The organism is Rhodopseudomonas sp. (assembly GCF_048594845.1).
In the GTDB taxonomy this organism is placed as follows: Bacteria; Pseudomonadota; Alphaproteobacteria; order Rhizobiales; family Xanthobacteraceae; genus Rhodopseudomonas.
Genome location: NZ_JBMDXE010000144.1, coordinates 1 through 14,576 on the forward strand (window position 1 = coordinate 1; position 14,576 = coordinate 14,576).

The 14,576-nt window shown below is 64.7% G+C and carries 13 protein-coding genes; 5 read left to right on the forward strand and 8 right to left on the reverse strand.

Annotated elements, in window-relative coordinates; genetic code table 11:
* Together ACOJTD_RS08715 and ACOJTD_RS08720 are read left to right on the forward strand one after the other, a co-directional pair.
* Window positions 1–965: ABC transporter permease (locus ACOJTD_RS08715; RefSeq protein WP_420132523.1), on the forward strand; the 965-nt coding region annotated here is incomplete at its 5' end.
* The gene (locus tag ACOJTD_RS08720; protein ID WP_420132524.1) at window positions 958–1,665 is read left to right on the forward strand and encodes an ABC transporter ATP-binding protein; all 708 of its coding nucleotides are present in this window, start codon (window positions 958–960) and stop codon (window positions 1,663–1,665) included. The genes ACOJTD_RS08715 and ACOJTD_RS08720, both read left to right, overlap by 8 nt.
* Window positions 1,666–1,820: 155 nt before the next feature.
* On the opposite strand, the gene ACOJTD_RS08725 is transcribed toward ACOJTD_RS08720, so the two are convergent.
* Window positions 1,821–3,038, reverse strand: coding sequence for an ABC transporter substrate-binding protein (locus tag ACOJTD_RS08725; RefSeq protein WP_420132525.1), 1,218 nt, complete (start codon window positions 3,036–3,038; stop codon window positions 1,821–1,823).
* Between the two features lie 705 nt (window positions 3,039–3,743).
* Here ACOJTD_RS08725 and ACOJTD_RS08730 point away from each other — a divergent pair.
* The gene (locus ACOJTD_RS08730; RefSeq protein WP_420132526.1) at window positions 3,744–4,571 is read left to right on the forward strand and encodes a flagellar hook basal-body protein; all 828 of its coding nucleotides are present in this window, start codon (window positions 3,744–3,746) and stop codon (window positions 4,569–4,571) included.
* 97 nt (window positions 4,572–4,668) lie between these two features.
* Here the strand turns inward: ACOJTD_RS08730 and ACOJTD_RS08735 are convergent, their stop codons facing one another.
* The 3 genes from ACOJTD_RS08735 to ACOJTD_RS08745 form a co-directional block, all read right to left on the reverse strand.
* Window positions 4,669–5,067 carry a translational machinery protein gene (locus ACOJTD_RS08735; protein WP_420132527.1) on the reverse strand — a complete coding sequence of 133 codons (399 nt, stop codon included), beginning with the start codon at window positions 5,065–5,067 and terminating at the stop codon, window positions 4,669–4,671.
* Window positions 5,068–5,189: 122 nt separating this feature from the next.
* Window positions 5,190–6,203 (reverse strand): aldo/keto reductase, encoded by a 1,014-nt coding sequence (locus ACOJTD_RS08740; protein WP_420132528.1) that lies wholly within the window; start codon window positions 6,201–6,203, stop codon window positions 5,190–5,192.
* Window positions 6,204–6,443: 240 nt separating this feature from the next.
* Window positions 6,444–7,652, reverse strand: a complete 1,209-nt coding sequence (locus ACOJTD_RS08745; RefSeq protein WP_420132529.1) for an ABC transporter substrate-binding protein — start codon at window positions 7,650–7,652, stop codon at window positions 6,444–6,446.
* A 106-nt stretch (window positions 7,653–7,758) separates the two neighbouring features.
* Between ACOJTD_RS08745 and ACOJTD_RS08750 the strand changes: the two genes are divergently transcribed.
* Entirely contained in the window at window positions 7,759–8,457 is a 699-nt protein-coding gene (locus ACOJTD_RS08750) for an urease accessory protein (RefSeq protein ID WP_420132530.1), read from the forward strand.
* Between the two features lie 15 nt (window positions 8,458–8,472).
* Here ACOJTD_RS08750 and ACOJTD_RS08755 read toward each other — a convergent pair whose 3' ends face one another.
* Entirely contained in the window at window positions 8,473–9,105 is a 633-nt protein-coding gene (locus ACOJTD_RS08755) for an N-acetylmuramoyl-L-alanine amidase (RefSeq protein WP_420132531.1), read from the reverse strand.
* Window positions 9,106–9,133: 28 nt separating this feature from the next.
* Window positions 9,134–10,339, reverse strand: coding sequence for a GGDEF domain-containing protein (locus ACOJTD_RS08760; protein WP_420132532.1), 1,206 nt, complete (start codon window positions 10,337–10,339; stop codon window positions 9,134–9,136).
* A 355-nt stretch (window positions 10,340–10,694) separates the two neighbouring features.
* Here ACOJTD_RS08760 and queD point away from each other — a divergent pair, with 355 nt between their 5' ends.
* A complete protein-coding gene (gene queD / locus ACOJTD_RS08765; protein WP_420132533.1) occupies window positions 10,695–11,063 on the forward strand; it encodes a 6-carboxytetrahydropterin synthase QueD in 369 nt (122 codons plus the stop codon).
* 66 nt (window positions 11,064–11,129) lie between these two features.
* On the opposite strand, the gene ACOJTD_RS08770 is transcribed toward queD, so the two are convergent.
* Complete coding sequence (locus tag ACOJTD_RS08770; protein WP_420132534.1) at window positions 11,130–11,726, reverse strand: hemerythrin domain-containing protein; 597 nt, start codon at window positions 11,724–11,726, stop codon at window positions 11,130–11,132.
* A gap of 167 nt (window positions 11,727–11,893) precedes the next feature.
* Entirely contained in the window at window positions 11,894–14,473 is a 2,580-nt protein-coding gene (locus tag ACOJTD_RS08775) for a heavy metal translocating P-type ATPase (protein WP_420132551.1), read from the reverse strand.
* Window positions 14,474–14,576 lie beyond the last annotated feature (103 nt).

Consider the following 14,576-nt stretch of genomic DNA (forward strand, 5'->3'; position numbering starts at 1 on the left):
CCCCGACCCAGCGGGTGATTTCGATCAACCAGTGGCCGAAGATCCGCGCCGAGATGCAGGCGAGGCCGGACGTGATCAATGCCGCCGCCACCGCGTCCGGCTCGGCGCTGGCGCTGCGCGGCGACACCAGCCGCGCCATCACGCTCACCGGCATCGAGCCGGAGATCTATTTCAACATCGTCAAGGTGCCGGACTACATCGTCGCCGGAAGCCCGCAGATCACGACCGAGGGCATCCTCGTCGGAATCGAGCTGGCGCGCGATCTCGGCGCTTCGCTCGGCGACAAGATCATCGTCTCGACACCACTCGCCGGCGCCCGCGTGCTCACGATCAACGGCATCTTCGATTTCGGCAACAAGGCCGCCAACCAGCGCACGACCTTCGTCACCCTGCGCAACGCACAGAGCATGCTCGGGCTGATCGGCGGCGTCACCTCGATCGACCTCACCGTCACCGACATCTACGCCGCCGAGGACATCGCGGCGGAGATCCAGGCGATGCTGCCGGTGAAGGCCGACAGTTGGATCAAGACCAACGCGCAATTCTTCACCGCCGTTCAGGCGCAGAAGAACTCCAACACGCTGATCCGGCTGTTCGTCGGCCTGTCGGTGGCATTCGGCATCGCCGCCGTGCTGATCGTGTCGGTGATCCAGCGCTCCAAGGACATCGGCATCCTGCGGGCGATGGGCACGCGGCGCGAGCAGATCCTGCGGGTTTTCCTGATCCAGGGCGGGCTGCTCGCCTTCGTCGGCTCGCTGATCGGGTCAGGGCTCGGCGCGCTGGCTCTCATCGTGTGGCATCGCACGGCGCGGCAGTTCGATGGTAGCGAACTCTTTCCGCTCATCATCGACAGCGATCTGTTCGTGTGGGCGTCGGTGCTCGCCACGGCGACCGGTGTCGCTGCAGCGATCGCCCCGGCGTTGCGCGCGGCGCGACTCGATCCGGTGGTGGCGATCCGTGGCTGAAGTCCTGCGCCTCGAAGGGATACGCAAGTCCTACAATGTCGGGACTCCGGTCGAGACCGAGGTGCTGCATGGTATCGATCTGACCATGAACTCCGGCGACTTCCTGGCGCTTATGGGCCCATCCGGCTCGGGCAAGTCGACGCTGCTCAACATCATCGGCCTGCTCGACCGGCCGACCGGCGGGCGCTTGCTGATCAACGGGCAGGACACCGGCACGCTCGGCGATTCCGCGCTGACGCATCTGCGCGGCCACGCCATCGGCTTCGTGTTCCAGTATCACTATCTGATCGCCGCCTTTACGGCGCGCGAGAACGTCATGATGCCGATGCTGGTGGACCGCGGGCGTCCCGACGCGGCGATGGAGAAGCGTGCCGATGAACTGCTCGACCGCGTCGGTCTCGCCAGATGGCGCAACAACAGTGCAACCAACATGTCGGGCGGCCAGCAGCAGCGCGTCGCTGTCGCCCGCGCGCTGGCGATGAATCCCGACCTCGTGCTGGCCGACGAGCCGACCGGGAATCTCGACACCAAATCCGCAGAGGACGTGTTCGCGTTGATGCGCGAGATCAACCGCGAGCGCGGCACCACTTTTCTGCTGGTGACGCACAACGACGATCTCGCGGCGCGATGCGACCGGATCGTGCGGGTGGTGGACGGACGAATCGCAATGCCGGACGGTTCGCCCTCGGAGTCCGGATGAAGTGGGCTGGGCAAAGCGAAGCGTGCCCCCACGTCAGGCGTTAATTCAATTGCGATCTCGGTATGGGCACGGCGCTGCGCACTTAGCCAAGCCTATGAAAGCAAAATGCGCGGGGGCTGGCCCCGCGCATCTGTCATCCGCCATGGCGATTGGCGTCAGTTCGTCAGCTTCGCCTCGATCACGCCGCCGAACATCTCCCAGCGGTCGCCCTTGAAGCGCATCAGCTGCATCTGCTCGATCGGGAAATGATCGGTCGGGGAGGTGTTCATGGTAATCCCCGGCAGCAGCGCCGACGGCGCGTAGCCCTTCAGGCTGGTCGCGACCTTCATGATGTTTTCGCGCGTCAGATTATCGCCGGCCTGCTTCAAGATGTGCTCCAGCGTCTGCGCGGCGCCGTAGCCGTACAGCAGCAGGCCGTTCGAGCGATCGGCGCCCGGCATGTACTTATCCAGGAAGGCGTCCCATTCCTTCAGGCCCGGATCGTCCTTCCAGGTCGGGTCGGTCGGGTCCTTGACGTAGCTCGCGGTGATCGCGTCCTGGGCGAATTCCATGCCGGCGGGCTTGATGACCGCGCCGACCGAGGCCGACACGTTGTTCAGAACGTGAATCGGCTTCCAGCCGAGCTCACCCATCTTGCGGATCGCCAGCGCGGCGAATTTCGGAGTCGACAGGTTGAGAAACATGTCGGCGCCCGAGGCCTTGAGCTTGGCCATCTGCGAGTCGATGGTCGGGTCGGTTATGTCGTAGCTCGCTTCCGAAATGATCATCGACGTCTTGTCGCCGAGACCGTCCTTGACGCCCTTGTAGATGTCCTTGCCATAATCATCGTTCGCCACCAGCACGGCGATCTTGGCGTTCGGGTGGGTCGCCAGGATCCACTTCGCATAGATCCGGCCTTCTGCCTGATAGGGCGGATTGAACGGCATCGTCCACGGATAGGTCTTGGGATCGTCGCCGAACCGCGTGCCGCCGCTCGACACCATCAATTGCGGCACCTTTTTCTGGTTCAGGTACTTCATCACGGCAGTGTTCGAAGGCGTGCCGAGCGTCTGGTACAGGAACAGGACCTCGTCGCCCTCGACCAGCTTGCGAGCCTGCTCCACCGCTTTGGCCGGCGAATACGCGTCGTCGTACGAGAGGAAATTGATCTTGCGGCCGTTGATACCGCCCTTGTCGTTCAGCATCTTTGCGTAGGCGATCTCGACCTGGCCGACGATCCCGTAGGCCGACGCCGGGCCGCTATACGGCACGAAATTCCCGATCTTGATTTCGGTGTCGCTGGCCCCCGGTCCGTAGGACTTCTGCGCAAGCGCAACGCCAGGTGCGAGTAACGACGCCGCCGCGAGCACGGCAGCAAGTCTGGCAAGTTTCATCTATTTCCATCCCATTTTCTTGGCGCGATCTTTCCGATCGTCACGGCGGGCGATACTAGGCGTGGACGGCACAAAGGTGCAATGCCGATGATGTGGACAGGTTGGCGCATCTGTCTCTTTGTGGCGCGGATGTCGGTCCCGCGTGGCTACTAACAGGCATGAAATTGCTTCGCGTGGAATTTGCGGGCGCCGCTTGGCGGCACGTTGAAGGTGCGCTGGTCGAATGCGGGCGATTGAGGCGCTTTGCGGACGGGCGCGAAGCGTGCGCTTGGTTCGGCCTTAGCCGAGTCGTTCATTGCCTGCTGCGTCTCCGCTCGATGTCGATATCCCAGGTGCGCCGACAACAAATCGCGGAGTGACCAACCAGATCCGGCCTCAGAGTAGTCGTGTTTTGGCGGGTTTGAGATTTGCGGCGTTCGGCAGGCGGTCGACGACATTGCGCGTAATTAGGAAGGTGGTGTCCGAGTATTGTTCGATTTGACGTGCTCTCATGATGCAAATGACGCGGAATTAGTAATTCTACTCGGCATTGAAGTAATCGTGTCCGCGGCAATATTTTCCAGCTTTGTACCAAAGGTCGCTGCGGCGAATTACGAGGGCGGCTGGTGATGTTGTTGATTTATCTGCATGCCGGAAATGGCGTGCCCTTTGCAGCACCCTCGAAGATGCGCGCCGCGTAGCGCGGGCATGGATCGGAGGGCTCTTATGGGATCACTTGGTGCGCTTTGGACTGCGACTTCGGGACTGCTGGCCCAGTCGGCCGCGATTCAGAACATATCCGGCAACGTCGCCAACATACAGACGCCGGCCTTCAAGCGGACTGATACGGCATTTGACGAACTCGTCTATCGGCATCAGCCGGCGGAGAGCGTGGCCTGGCGTTCGGTTCTCACCAATGGCGAGGCTGGCAACGTTGTGCCGGGGACGACGAGCACCGATATGGCGGTCGCCGGAGAAGGGTACTTTACGGTGACGGGGCCGACCGGGGTAGGCTCCACCGGCCAGCCGACATTCAGCAACAGCCCGACCACCTACACCCGCCGGGGAGATTTCGATCTCGACAAGAACGGATATCTCGTCAACGGCGCCGGCAATTACTTGATGGGCAAGCAGATCGACCCGGTCACGAAGGCGATGAGCGCGACGGTGCAGCCGCTGCAATTCGATATGACCACCGAACGGCCCGGCCTCGGAGTTTTGAAGAGCATCTCGGTCGGTACGGCAGGCCAGCTGCAGGGCACTTATTCCATGGGACAGACGGTAGACGTCGCTTCGCTTCCGATCGCGACGTTCCGCGGTCAGGGCTTCATGACGCAGGGAAGCGGCGGAACGTTCACACCCACGACCAAATCCGGCGCGGCCCAATACGACGGCAATGGCAAGGCCGTTGGCAATTTCCTGGAGACGTCGAACGTCGACATCACACAGGAGACCACCACGATGATGCAGGCGCAGACCGCCTATTCGGCGAGTTCGCAGGTCATGACTGCAGCAAAAGAAATGATGCAGACCCTCACCAATCTCACGATCTGATGAGGGTCGATCGTCTATAATGGACGTGCCTCGTTGGAGCAGTCCGCCCGGGTCTGGGAGGTCGGCCCAGGTACCCACAGCAAGCGCTCGTCGCCAGTCACTTGGTCTGCGGCGTCGTCCGGTCCTCGGCTTTGAAGTATTTGCGCGCGTGGGCGACGATCTGGTTGTCGGTGGGGTGGTCGGCGGATTCGACCGCGGCGATCTTCGCTTTCAGCGCCGGATTGTGCTCGGCGATGAATTTCTCGAACACGTGCTTGGTCTGGCCGGGGCCGACGATCAGCACTACGCCGGCGTCGGCGATCGCGTCCATCGCCTGGCGCAGGAAATGCTGATCCTCAGGCTCGTGGCCGGAGCCGACGGCGCGGTGATGGTGGACGTGGCGGTTCGGATTGTCGGCGTGCAGCAGCAGCTTGTCGGCCTCCTGGGGATTAAAGTGAAACACGCGCGCTTCGCGGTGATCGATCCAGATGACGGCATGGAAATGCGGGCTGGTCATGGGAGGCTCCGGCTTTTGGCGCGGCTCGCCGGCAGCGGCGATCGCGCGGTTCGCTGAGCCTAGCGGCCACCGCGCGCTCGCGGCTTGATCGGCCGCAATTCCTGAGGCCGGGAGCCGCCGGATCAGCCGCGGTGGCGGAGCGGGCGGCCTTCGATCGGATAGGCCGGATCGTTGTAACCGGGGGTCGAGGGATGGCCGGTGACGACGAGACCGTCGATCAGCGCCTCATCCTCGGCCGTGAAGGTCACGTCGAGCGCCCGAATGTAGTCGTCCCACTGTTCCTCGGTGCGCGGTCCCGCGATCACCGAGGTCACCAGCGCGTTGGCGAGCACCCAGGCCACGGCGAACTGTCCGGCGGTGATGCCCTTGGCCTCGGCGTGCTTGCGGATCTGCTGCGCCAGTTGCAGCGATTCCGGCCGCCACTCGGTCTGCAGCATGCGCTTGTCGGCACGGCCGGCGCGGCTGTCCTTGTCGGGGGCAGCGTCGGGCGCATATTTGCCGGTAAGCACGCCGCGCGCCAGCGGCGAGTAGGGGACGATTCCGAGGCCGTAGAAGCCGCAGGCGGGAATGTGCTCGACCTCGGGCATGCGGTTCATGGCGTTGTAATAAGGCTGGCTGACGATCGGCCGGTCGATGCCGAGCCGGTCGCAGATGTTGCAGATCTCGGCGACGCGCCAGGCGCGATAATTCGAGACGCCGAAGTAGCGGATCTTGCCGGCGCGCATCAGGTCGCCGATCGCCCGTACGGTCTCGTCCAGCGGCGTGGTGTGGTCTTCCTTGTGCAGATAATAGATGTCGATCCAGTCGGTGCCGAGCCGCTTCAGGCTGGCATCCGCGGCCTGAATCACCCAGCGCCGCGACAGCCCGCCGCGATTGGGGCCGTCGCCGAATTGGTTGGCCAGCTTGGTCGCCAACACCCAATGATCGCGATGCGTGGCGATCGCGCGTCCGACCACCTTCTCGGACACGCCGGTCGAATACATGTCGGCGGTATCGATGAAGTTGATCCCGGCGTCGCGCGCCTTGTCGATGATGCGGGCCGAGGTCGGCTCATCGGTGGCCCCGCCGAACATCATGGTACCAAGGCAGAGCGGCGAAACCTTCAGGCCACTGCGGCCGAGCGGGCGGTAATCCATGGGGGCTTTCCTTCGAGATCATTTCAGACGAGGCGACGGCGGCGAAATTTCAGTTTCAGAGCATAGCCGCCCACGTCCGTCATTGCGAGGAACACCCGGATCGGCGCTCTGCGCCGTCCGAGCACAGGCTCCGCGACGAAGCAATCCAGCGCAGTGCTCGGCGCTGGATTGCTTCGCTTCGCTCGCAAAGACGGGGAGAGGAAGTGCCTTGAGCCGATGCTGTAAGTGTTAAGAGGTGCGCTACTTCTTCACCAGCGGACAGGCCGGATCGGGCGGGCCGAAGGCGTCTTCGCCGGAGATTTTGGTGAGGATCTTGTAGTAGTCCCACGGATATTTCGATTCCTCCGGACTCTTGACCTGCACCAGCATCAAATCGTGCACCATCAGCCCATCTTCGCGCAGCTTGCCGTTGCGGGCGAAGAAGTCTTCGATCGGCGTTTCGCGCATCTTGGCGGCGACCTTCAGCGGCTCGTCGGTGCCGGCGTCCTTGATGCCCTGTAGATAATGCGTCACCGCCGAGTATACGCCGGCCTGCCACATCGTCGGCATCCGGTTCATTTTGGCGAAGTAGCGCTTCGACCATTCGCGGGTCTTGTCGTCCATGTCCCAATAGAACGACGTGGTCAGCAGCAGGCCCTGCGCGGCGGGCAGACCGAGCGAGTGGATGTCGGTGATCAGCGCCAGCAGCGCAGCCATCTGCTGGCCGCCCTTGAACACGCCGAATTCAGCGCCGGTCTTGATCTCGTTGATGTTGTTCGGCGGGCCGCCGGCGATGCCGATGATCTTGGCCTTCGACGCCTGCGCCTGCAGGACGAAGGAGGACAGATCCGGCGTCGCGAACGGCGGACTCACCGAGCCCAGCACCTTGCCGCCGGTCTTGGTGACGACCGAGGCCGCATCTTTCTCGAGCGACTTTCCGAATGCGTAGTCGTCGGTGATGAAGAACCAGCTGTCGCCGCCGCGCTTCACCACCTCCTGCGCGGTGCCGACCGCCAGCGCGCGGGTGTCGAACACCCACTGCATCGCATAAGGCGAGCAGAACTTGCCGTGGAAATCGGCCGCGCCGGTCGACTGGGTGATGAACATCCGCTTCTTCTCGTTGGCGATGTTCTGCACGGCGAGGCCGACGGCGGAGACCGGCACGTCGACGATCAGGTCGACCTGTTCGACATCGTACCAGCGCCGCGCCAACGAGGCGCCGATGTCCGGCTTGAGTTGGTGATCGCCGGCGATCACCCTGAACGGCTTGCCGTGTACGGTGCCGCCGAAATACTCGACCGCCATCAGTGCGGCGGTGACCGAGCCCTGGCCGGTGGGCGTCGAGGCCGGACCGTTCATGTCGGTCAGTACGCCGATCTTGACGATGTCGTCGGACACTTGCGCCGAGGCGACGGATGGCGACAGCAACGCAGCCGTCATCATCGCCGCCGCCAATGGTTTGGCGAACATGCTGGTTTCTCCCTTGTTCCGGCTCTGCGGCCGTGTTGTGATCGCGAACTTACACCATTCCGGTGCCGCGGCAATTTGCCTGCGCAACGCAGACGATCAGGGGCCAATGTTCGCAATTCTGGGGTTGGGGTTTCTGCTCGGGATGCAGCATGCGCTCGAGGTCGATCACATCGCCGCGGTGTCGACGATCGCGGCTCGCCGCAGCGGCATTCGAGATATCGTCAAGCACGGCTTGACCTGGGGGCTTGGCCATACGCTGACGCTGTTCCTGTTCGCCGGCGCCGCGATCGTGCTCGGCCACGCCATTCCCGATCACATCGCCGAGCCGCTGGAGGGCGCGGTCGGCATCATGCTGGTCGGTCTCGGTGCGCATCTGCTGTGGCGGCTGTGGCGGGATCGCGTCCACGTCCATGTCCACCAGCACGGCGACGGCTCGCGCCACATCCATTTGCACAGCCATGCGGGCCAGACGGCGCGTCACGACGCGCCGGCCGCGCATCGCCACGAACACGGCTTCCGCTGGCGCACGCTGATCGTCGGGCTGATGCACGGCATGGCCGGCTCCGCGGCGCTGCTGGTGCTGGCGGTGTCGCAGGCGCCGACGCCGACGCAGGGGCTGCTTTACGTCGCGCTGTTCGGCCTCGGCTCGATGGTTGGCATGGGCGCGCTGTCGGCGGCGATCGCGGTGCCGTTGGTGATCTCCGCGCGCGGCCTCACTGCGGTCAATCGCGGGCTGCAGATTGCCGTCGGCGTGCTGACCATCGTGATCGGGCTGCACACCATCCAGTCGACGCTGCTGGGCTGAGCCGAGGCAGCCGGCTCAGAACGACGGATCGCGCGCCAGCTTGGCCAGTTCGCAACCTTCGCAATAGCGGGCGTCCTTGTAGTCGATCCAGTTGTGCGCGTAGATCCGTTCGGCCGGAATGTCGTAACGGGCCTGCAGCACGCGCACCAGCACGCGCCACGCTTCGACTTGTGCCGGCGTCGCTGGTGCGGTGACGTCCGGATAGTTGCCGGCGAATTCGATGCCGATCGAATTGGCGCGGGTCACCTGGCGATAGGTCGGCTTGTTGTCGATGTATTTGTTGTCGTTGCGGTTGGCACCGTCGCCCTGGGTGGTGATGACGGTCTCGGGCACGGCCCAATACACCGTGCCGTCGGTTTCGACCCAGACGGTGACGCCGCGCCGCGTCGGATTTTTCGCTTGCTCACGGGCGCCGTTGCGGGCCGAGCCGGCCGGGCCTTCGGTCTGGTGCACCAGGATGTTGCGCCACGGCGCCTTGCGATGATCGCCCCACGGCGCCAGCCACACCATCCGCAGGCCGGGAATGTCCGGCGTGCCGGCGCTGCGGGCAAGCGCGGTCAGTTCGGGGGAGAGCGGCCCGGCTTGCGCGCATGGCAACGGCGAGAGGATCGCGCTGAGCAGCGCCAGTGCGAACAGCCGGGCGAGCATCGGCGACAGCCTCGCGGTGGTGCAGGACCTATGCGATCTTGCGGAGCGGCGGCACCAGCGTCGGCATCGTCTCGGAATCCGGATCGTGAACCGCGTAGCGATCCTTGCCGAGTTTCTTGGCGTTGTACAGCGCTGCGTCGGCGGCCGCGATCAGCCGCTCGGGATGAAGCCCGACCTGGAACGTCCACTGCGCCACGCCGATCGAGGCGGCGATAGTGATGCGGCCGTCGGAATCCTGCTGCGACAGGGTCCGGCTTTCCTCGATGATGAAGCGGGCGAACATCGCGCCCTCGCGCAGCGTGGTCGCAGGCATCACCACGCAGAACTCGTCGCCGCCGGTGCGGGCGAGCAGGTCGCATGGCCGCAGCCGAGATTGGGCGGCGCTTGCGAACCGCCGGAGGCATTCGTCGCCGGCTGCATGGCCATGGCTGTCGTTGATGGCCTTGAAGCCGTCGAGATCGATCGCCAGCACCGCAAACGGCTCGCCGCTGCGCATCGACATCTCGCACTGCTCGTGCATCCGCTGCAGCAGGTGGCGGCGGTTGGCAATGCCCGTCAGGTCGTCGACCAGCGCCAGGTTTTCCACCTCGGAGCGCAGCCGGTCGATCGCCATCAGCAGCAGCCCGAAATTGAGCGCCATCGACAGGAACACCAGCATCAGCACCATGGCTGCCTGAAAGTCGTTGAAGTGCACGACGGTGAGTTCGCCGCCGACGCCGGCCAGCGCGGCGCAGGAGCGGACCGCAAAAACCGCGATCATCAGGATTGCCACTGTCGCGGCCATCCGGGCGCCGGGATTGCGGCGGGCGGTGCGGTCCAGCATCAGCGGCAACGTCAGCGCGATCGGGATTCCCTGGGTGACCGAGTAGATCACGATCCGCGCCGCCATCGAGTTGACGACCAGCAGGAAGAAGGCGAGGCCGGCCATGCACCAGAGCGTCAGGCCGATCGCAAGCCACCAGCTCACGCTGCGGCCGTAAAACCTGTAGATCCCCATGCCGATCAGGCAGGCCGCCAGCACGATCGAGCCTCCGCCGACGATCATCGGACCGGTGTTGTCGATCACGCCGCGCAGCATTCCGATGGCGGCACCGGCGGAGAGGATGAAACAGCCAGCGGTCCAGTAACGCGCCGGCGTGAAGCTCGGGTAGCTCCGCATCACGTGGGTCCAGACCAGACCCAGGGCGAAGAAATTGATCAGAAACACAACCCAAAGTGTCGGGACGCTCAACATCGCCCGGTCAAGGCAGAGCGCGCCGTGTCCCTGATGGTGAATCGCTGACGATTCATTGCAACTCCCGAAGTTGCGGACAAGTTGCACGGACAGCGCTTAACGGAGTCTGAGGGCGACCCGAAAAACTACGGGGTGGTTGTGAATATATGAATCCTGGAGCTCTTCTTGCCCGACGGCGGCGGACGGAGTCCCGACCAAGACGGCGGAGGGTGAGGGAGGGACGCCCTCGTCGGCGCCGGCCAACCATGCGATCTAGGCGGACCGATTTCTCCCTTGGCCGGCTTCAAATGCCGACGGCGCTCGGATAGGGTCCGCCGCAACCGACCGGCGCCTGCCGCCCCAACCCCCGACATCGATGAAGATCACGCAAGCATTCAGGTTCGAAGCCGCCCACCATTTGCCCCATGTCCCGGAAACGCACCGCTGCAAGCGGATGCATGGGCATTCCTATCGGGTGGAGCTGCAGCTTTCGGGCCCCATCAATCCGGCCACGGGCTTCGTGCTCGATTTCTTCGAAATCGAGGCCGCGTTCGGACCGCTGCTGGCGCGGCTCGACCATTACTGCCTGAACGATATCGAAGGGCTGGAGAATCCGACCGCCGAGAACATCGCGATCTGGATTTGGGATCGCACCAAGCCGATGCTGCCGGCGCTCTCGAATGTCCGCGTCTACGAGACGCAGGACTGTTGGGCCGACTACGGCGGCGAGGATCGCGGCGTCTGAACAACTGCTGATCGCGCGGAGGACCGCCGCCATCTCGGCGCGCGGTCCGCATCGCACGATGCCTGATCAGCGGGCGGCCGCGGTTGCGGCAGCGCGGCCGCGATCTTCCTCAGTCTCCTGCTCCCACCGCAGGATGGTCGCGTAGAGGTTCTGGAATTTGCTGGCGGTCTCGCCGTCGAACATCGGATCCTTGCGGGCCTCGATACGCGAGTCGATCTTCGCCCAGTCCTCGGCTGTCAGCGTTTCCAGCGCGGCGGGGAACAGCAATTGCTCTTCCTTGGCCATGTGGCGGCGCTGATGCTCGAGGAAGTCCGTCGCGGCGGCGTGGAAGGTCTGCCGCGGCAGTTCCTGATCCGCCAGCACGTCGTTGACCACCTGGGCGAAGCGGGCGAGGCGCTCGCCTTCCAGCACGTGCTCGGCTTCGATATCGCCGACCGCGCCGGCGACCGCCGGATTGCGCTCCTTGAGGATCTGATAGACAACATCCTCCTTCGGATGATGGCAGATCTCCGGATACTCCTTGAAGTACTGGATCACGGCCTGGAAGATCTCGTAGTCGGGCCGTTCGCGCCGGTCGAACACGTTGAGTTCGCGCTCGATCACGCCGAGCAGCTTCGCGATGTTGCGGTGCTCTTCGTGAAGAATTTCGATGATTTGTGACATGGCCGACCTCGACTGCTCGCTGACCGGAAAGACCGCGGTTGCGGCAAAATTCCACCGCGAAGATAGTGACCGGCGTGTCCTGATCCTTGCGTTAGATCAATCGGGTGCCGGCGGCTATCAGTCGCAACAAGCCTCTACTTCAGAAGGCGCATCACTTCAGACAGCGATCACTTCAGATCGATCGCACGCAGCCGCAATGCGTTGCCGATCACGCTCACCGACGACAGCGACATCGCGGCTGCCGCGATGATTGGCGACAGCAGCAAACCGAACGTCGGATACAGGACGCCGGCCGCGATCGGGATGCCGGCGGAATTATACACGAAGGCGAAGAACAGGTTCTGCCTGATATTGCGCATCGTGGCCCGCGATAGTTTACGGGCACGGACGATGCCGCCGAGATCGCCCTTCAGCAGCGTGATGCCGGCGCTTTCCATCGCCACATCGGTGCCGGTGCCCATGGCGATGCCGACATCCGCTGCGGCGAGCGCCGGCGCATCGTTGACGCCGTCGCCGGCCATCGCGACGACGCGGCCCTGCCGGCGCAGCTTCTCGACCACGGCGCTCTTTTGATCGGGCAACACTTCGGCTTCGACATCTGTAATTCCGAGCTGGCGCGCGACAGCGTTCGCGGTGGTGCGGTTGTCGCCGGTCAGCATGATCACCTTGAGGCCGTCTGCGGCGAGCGCCTTCAAGGCGTCCGGCGTCGAAGCCTTCACCGGATCGGCGATCGCGATCAGGCCGGCGAGCTCGCCGTCGATGCCGACGCTGACCACGGTGGCTCCGTCTGATCGCATCTGTTCGGTCTTGTCGCGCAGCGTGGAGGTTTCGATGCCGAGTGAGCCGAGATATCTGGCGGTGCCGATCGCAATCGCGCGGCCATCGACTTTGCCGGCCGCGCCCTTGCCGGTCGGTGCGTCGAACTCGTCGACCTTGGCCAGATCGAGCTTGCGCTCCTGTGCTGCAACCACGATGGCGTGGGCGAGCGGATGCTCGCTGGCGCGCTCGACACTGGCGGCGAGGCGCAGCAGCTCGGCTTCGTCGAAGCCGGCCGATGGGACGACGTCGGTGACCTTCGGCTTGCCTTCGGTCAGCGTGCCGGTCTTGTCGACCACCAGCGTGTCGATCTTCTCCATCCGCTCCAGCGCTTCGGCGTTGCGGATCAGCACGCCGGCCTGCGCGCCGCGGCCGACGCCGACCATGATCGACATCGGCGTGGCGAGGCCGAGTGCGCAGGGGCAGGCGATGATCAGCACGCTGACGGCAGCGACCAGCGCGTAGGTCAGTCGTGGCTCCGGACCGAACGCCGCCCAAGCGGCGAAGGCGGCGATCGCCGCGAGCAGAACGGCCGGCACGAACCAGCCGGCGACGTGATCGGCGACGCCCTGGATCGGCGCGCGCGAGCGCTGCGCCTGCGCGACCATCTGCACGATGCGCGACAGCATCGTGTCGCGGCCGACCTGCTCGGCGCGCATCACGAAGCCGCCGGACTGATTGATGGTGCCGGCCACGACTTTGCCGCCGGCCTCACGCGTCACCGGCATCGACTCGCCGGTGACCATCGATTCGTCGAGCGTGGAGCGGCCTTCGAGGATCTCGCCATCGACCGGCACCTTCTCGCCGGGCCGCACGCGCAATTTGTCGCCGACCGCGAGGCGGTCGATCTCGACCTCGTGCTCGCTGCCGTCGGCCTCGAGCTTGCGCGCGGTCTTGGGCGCGAGGCCGAGCAGCGCCTTAATGGCGCCGGAGGTCGCCTCGCGGGCGCGCAGCTCCAGCACCTGGCCGAGCAGCACCAGCACGGTGATCACCGCGGCCGCTTCGAAATACACCGGCACGGTGCCGCCATGGCTGCGAAATGCAGGAGGGAATAACTGCGGGGCGACCGTCGCGACGACGCTGTAGACATAGGCGACGCCGGTGCCCATCGCGACCAGCGTGAACATGTTGAGGTTGCGTGTCACCACGGACTGCCAGCCGCGCACGAAGAACGGCCAGCCGGCCCACAGCACGACCGGCGTCGCGGTCGCGAGCTGAATCCAATTCGACAGCACCGGGTCGATCAGGCCGTGACCGCCGACCAGATGCCCGCCCATTTCGAGCGCGAATGCCGGCAGCGCCAGCACCAGGCCGATCCAGAACCGGCGCGTCATGTCGATCAGTTCGGGATTAGGCGCATCGTCGAGCGACACCAGTTCGGGCTCGAGCGCCATGCCGCAGATCGGACAGGTGCCCGGGCCGATCTGGCGGATCTGCGGGTCCATCGGACAGGTATAGATCGTGCCGTCCGGTACGGCCGGTTCGGGCTTGGCCTTCGATTTGTCCAGATAGGCCGCTGGATCGGCGGCGAATTTTTCGCGGCAGCGCGCGGCGCAGAAGTAATAGGTCTGGCCCTGATAATCGAACCGATGTTTCGCCGTCGCCGGATCGACGGTCATGCCGCACACCGGATCAATCACCTCGCCGTCGGTGGGCGCGGCACCGCGATGGTGATGCGCATGGTCATGATCGCCATGATCATGATCATGGCCGCCGCAGCACGATGCGGGCGCGGCGAAGTCCGTCAATTGATGCAGCTTGGCGGTTGGCTTGGTGGCCGATTTGGGCGGCAGCGCCAGCGGCTGCGCGGCCTTGGCGAGCGTGCCGGCCGGGTCGGCGGCGAATTTGCTGCGGCAGCCGGCGCAGCAGAAGTAATAGGTGGTGCCATTGTGGTCGAAGCGATGCGCGGTCGTGGCGGGGTCGACGGTCATGCCACAGACCGGGTCGATCGCCTTCGCAGCGGTCGGCGCCGAGTCGTGGGCGTGGCCACCGCAGCAGGCGCCAGCGGCAGCCGGAGCGCCCGTCTTCGAGGCC

Bases quoted from the DNA above. Each gene is read 5' to 3' on its own strand.
- ACOJTD_RS08725 (WP_420132525.1), bottom strand. From the start codon at position 3,038: ATGAAACTTGCCAGACTTGCTGCCGTGCTCGCGGCGGCGTCGTTACTC.
- ACOJTD_RS08730 (WP_420132526.1), top strand. From the start codon at position 3,744: ATGGGATCACTTGGTGCGCTTTGGACTGCGACTTCGGGACTGCTGGCC.
- ACOJTD_RS08735 (WP_420132527.1), bottom strand. From the start codon at position 5,067: ATGACCAGCCCGCATTTCCATGCCGTCATCTGGATCGATCACCGCGAA.
- ACOJTD_RS08740 (WP_420132528.1), bottom strand. From the start codon at position 6,203: ATGGATTACCGCCCGCTCGGCCGCAGTGGCCTGAAGGTTTCGCCGCTC.
- ACOJTD_RS08745 (WP_420132529.1), bottom strand. From the start codon at position 7,652: ATGTTCGCCAAACCATTGGCGGCGGCGATGATGACGGCTGCGTTGCTG.
- ACOJTD_RS08750 (WP_420132530.1), top strand. From the start codon at position 7,759: ATGTTCGCAATTCTGGGGTTGGGGTTTCTGCTCGGGATGCAGCATGCG.
- ACOJTD_RS08755 (WP_420132531.1), bottom strand. From the start codon at position 9,105: ATGCTCGCCCGGCTGTTCGCACTGGCGCTGCTCAGCGCGATCCTCTCG.
- ACOJTD_RS08760 (WP_420132532.1), bottom strand. From the start codon at position 10,339: ATGTTGAGCGTCCCGACACTTTGGGTTGTGTTTCTGATCAATTTCTTC.
- queD (WP_420132533.1), top strand. From the start codon at position 10,695: ATGAAGATCACGCAAGCATTCAGGTTCGAAGCCGCCCACCATTTGCCC.
- ACOJTD_RS08770 (WP_420132534.1), bottom strand. From the start codon at position 11,726: ATGTCACAAATCATCGAAATTCTTCACGAAGAGCACCGCAACATCGCG.
- ACOJTD_RS08775 (WP_420132551.1), bottom strand. From the start codon at position 14,473: ATGACCGTCGACCCCGCCACGACCGCGCATCGCTTCGACCACAATGGC.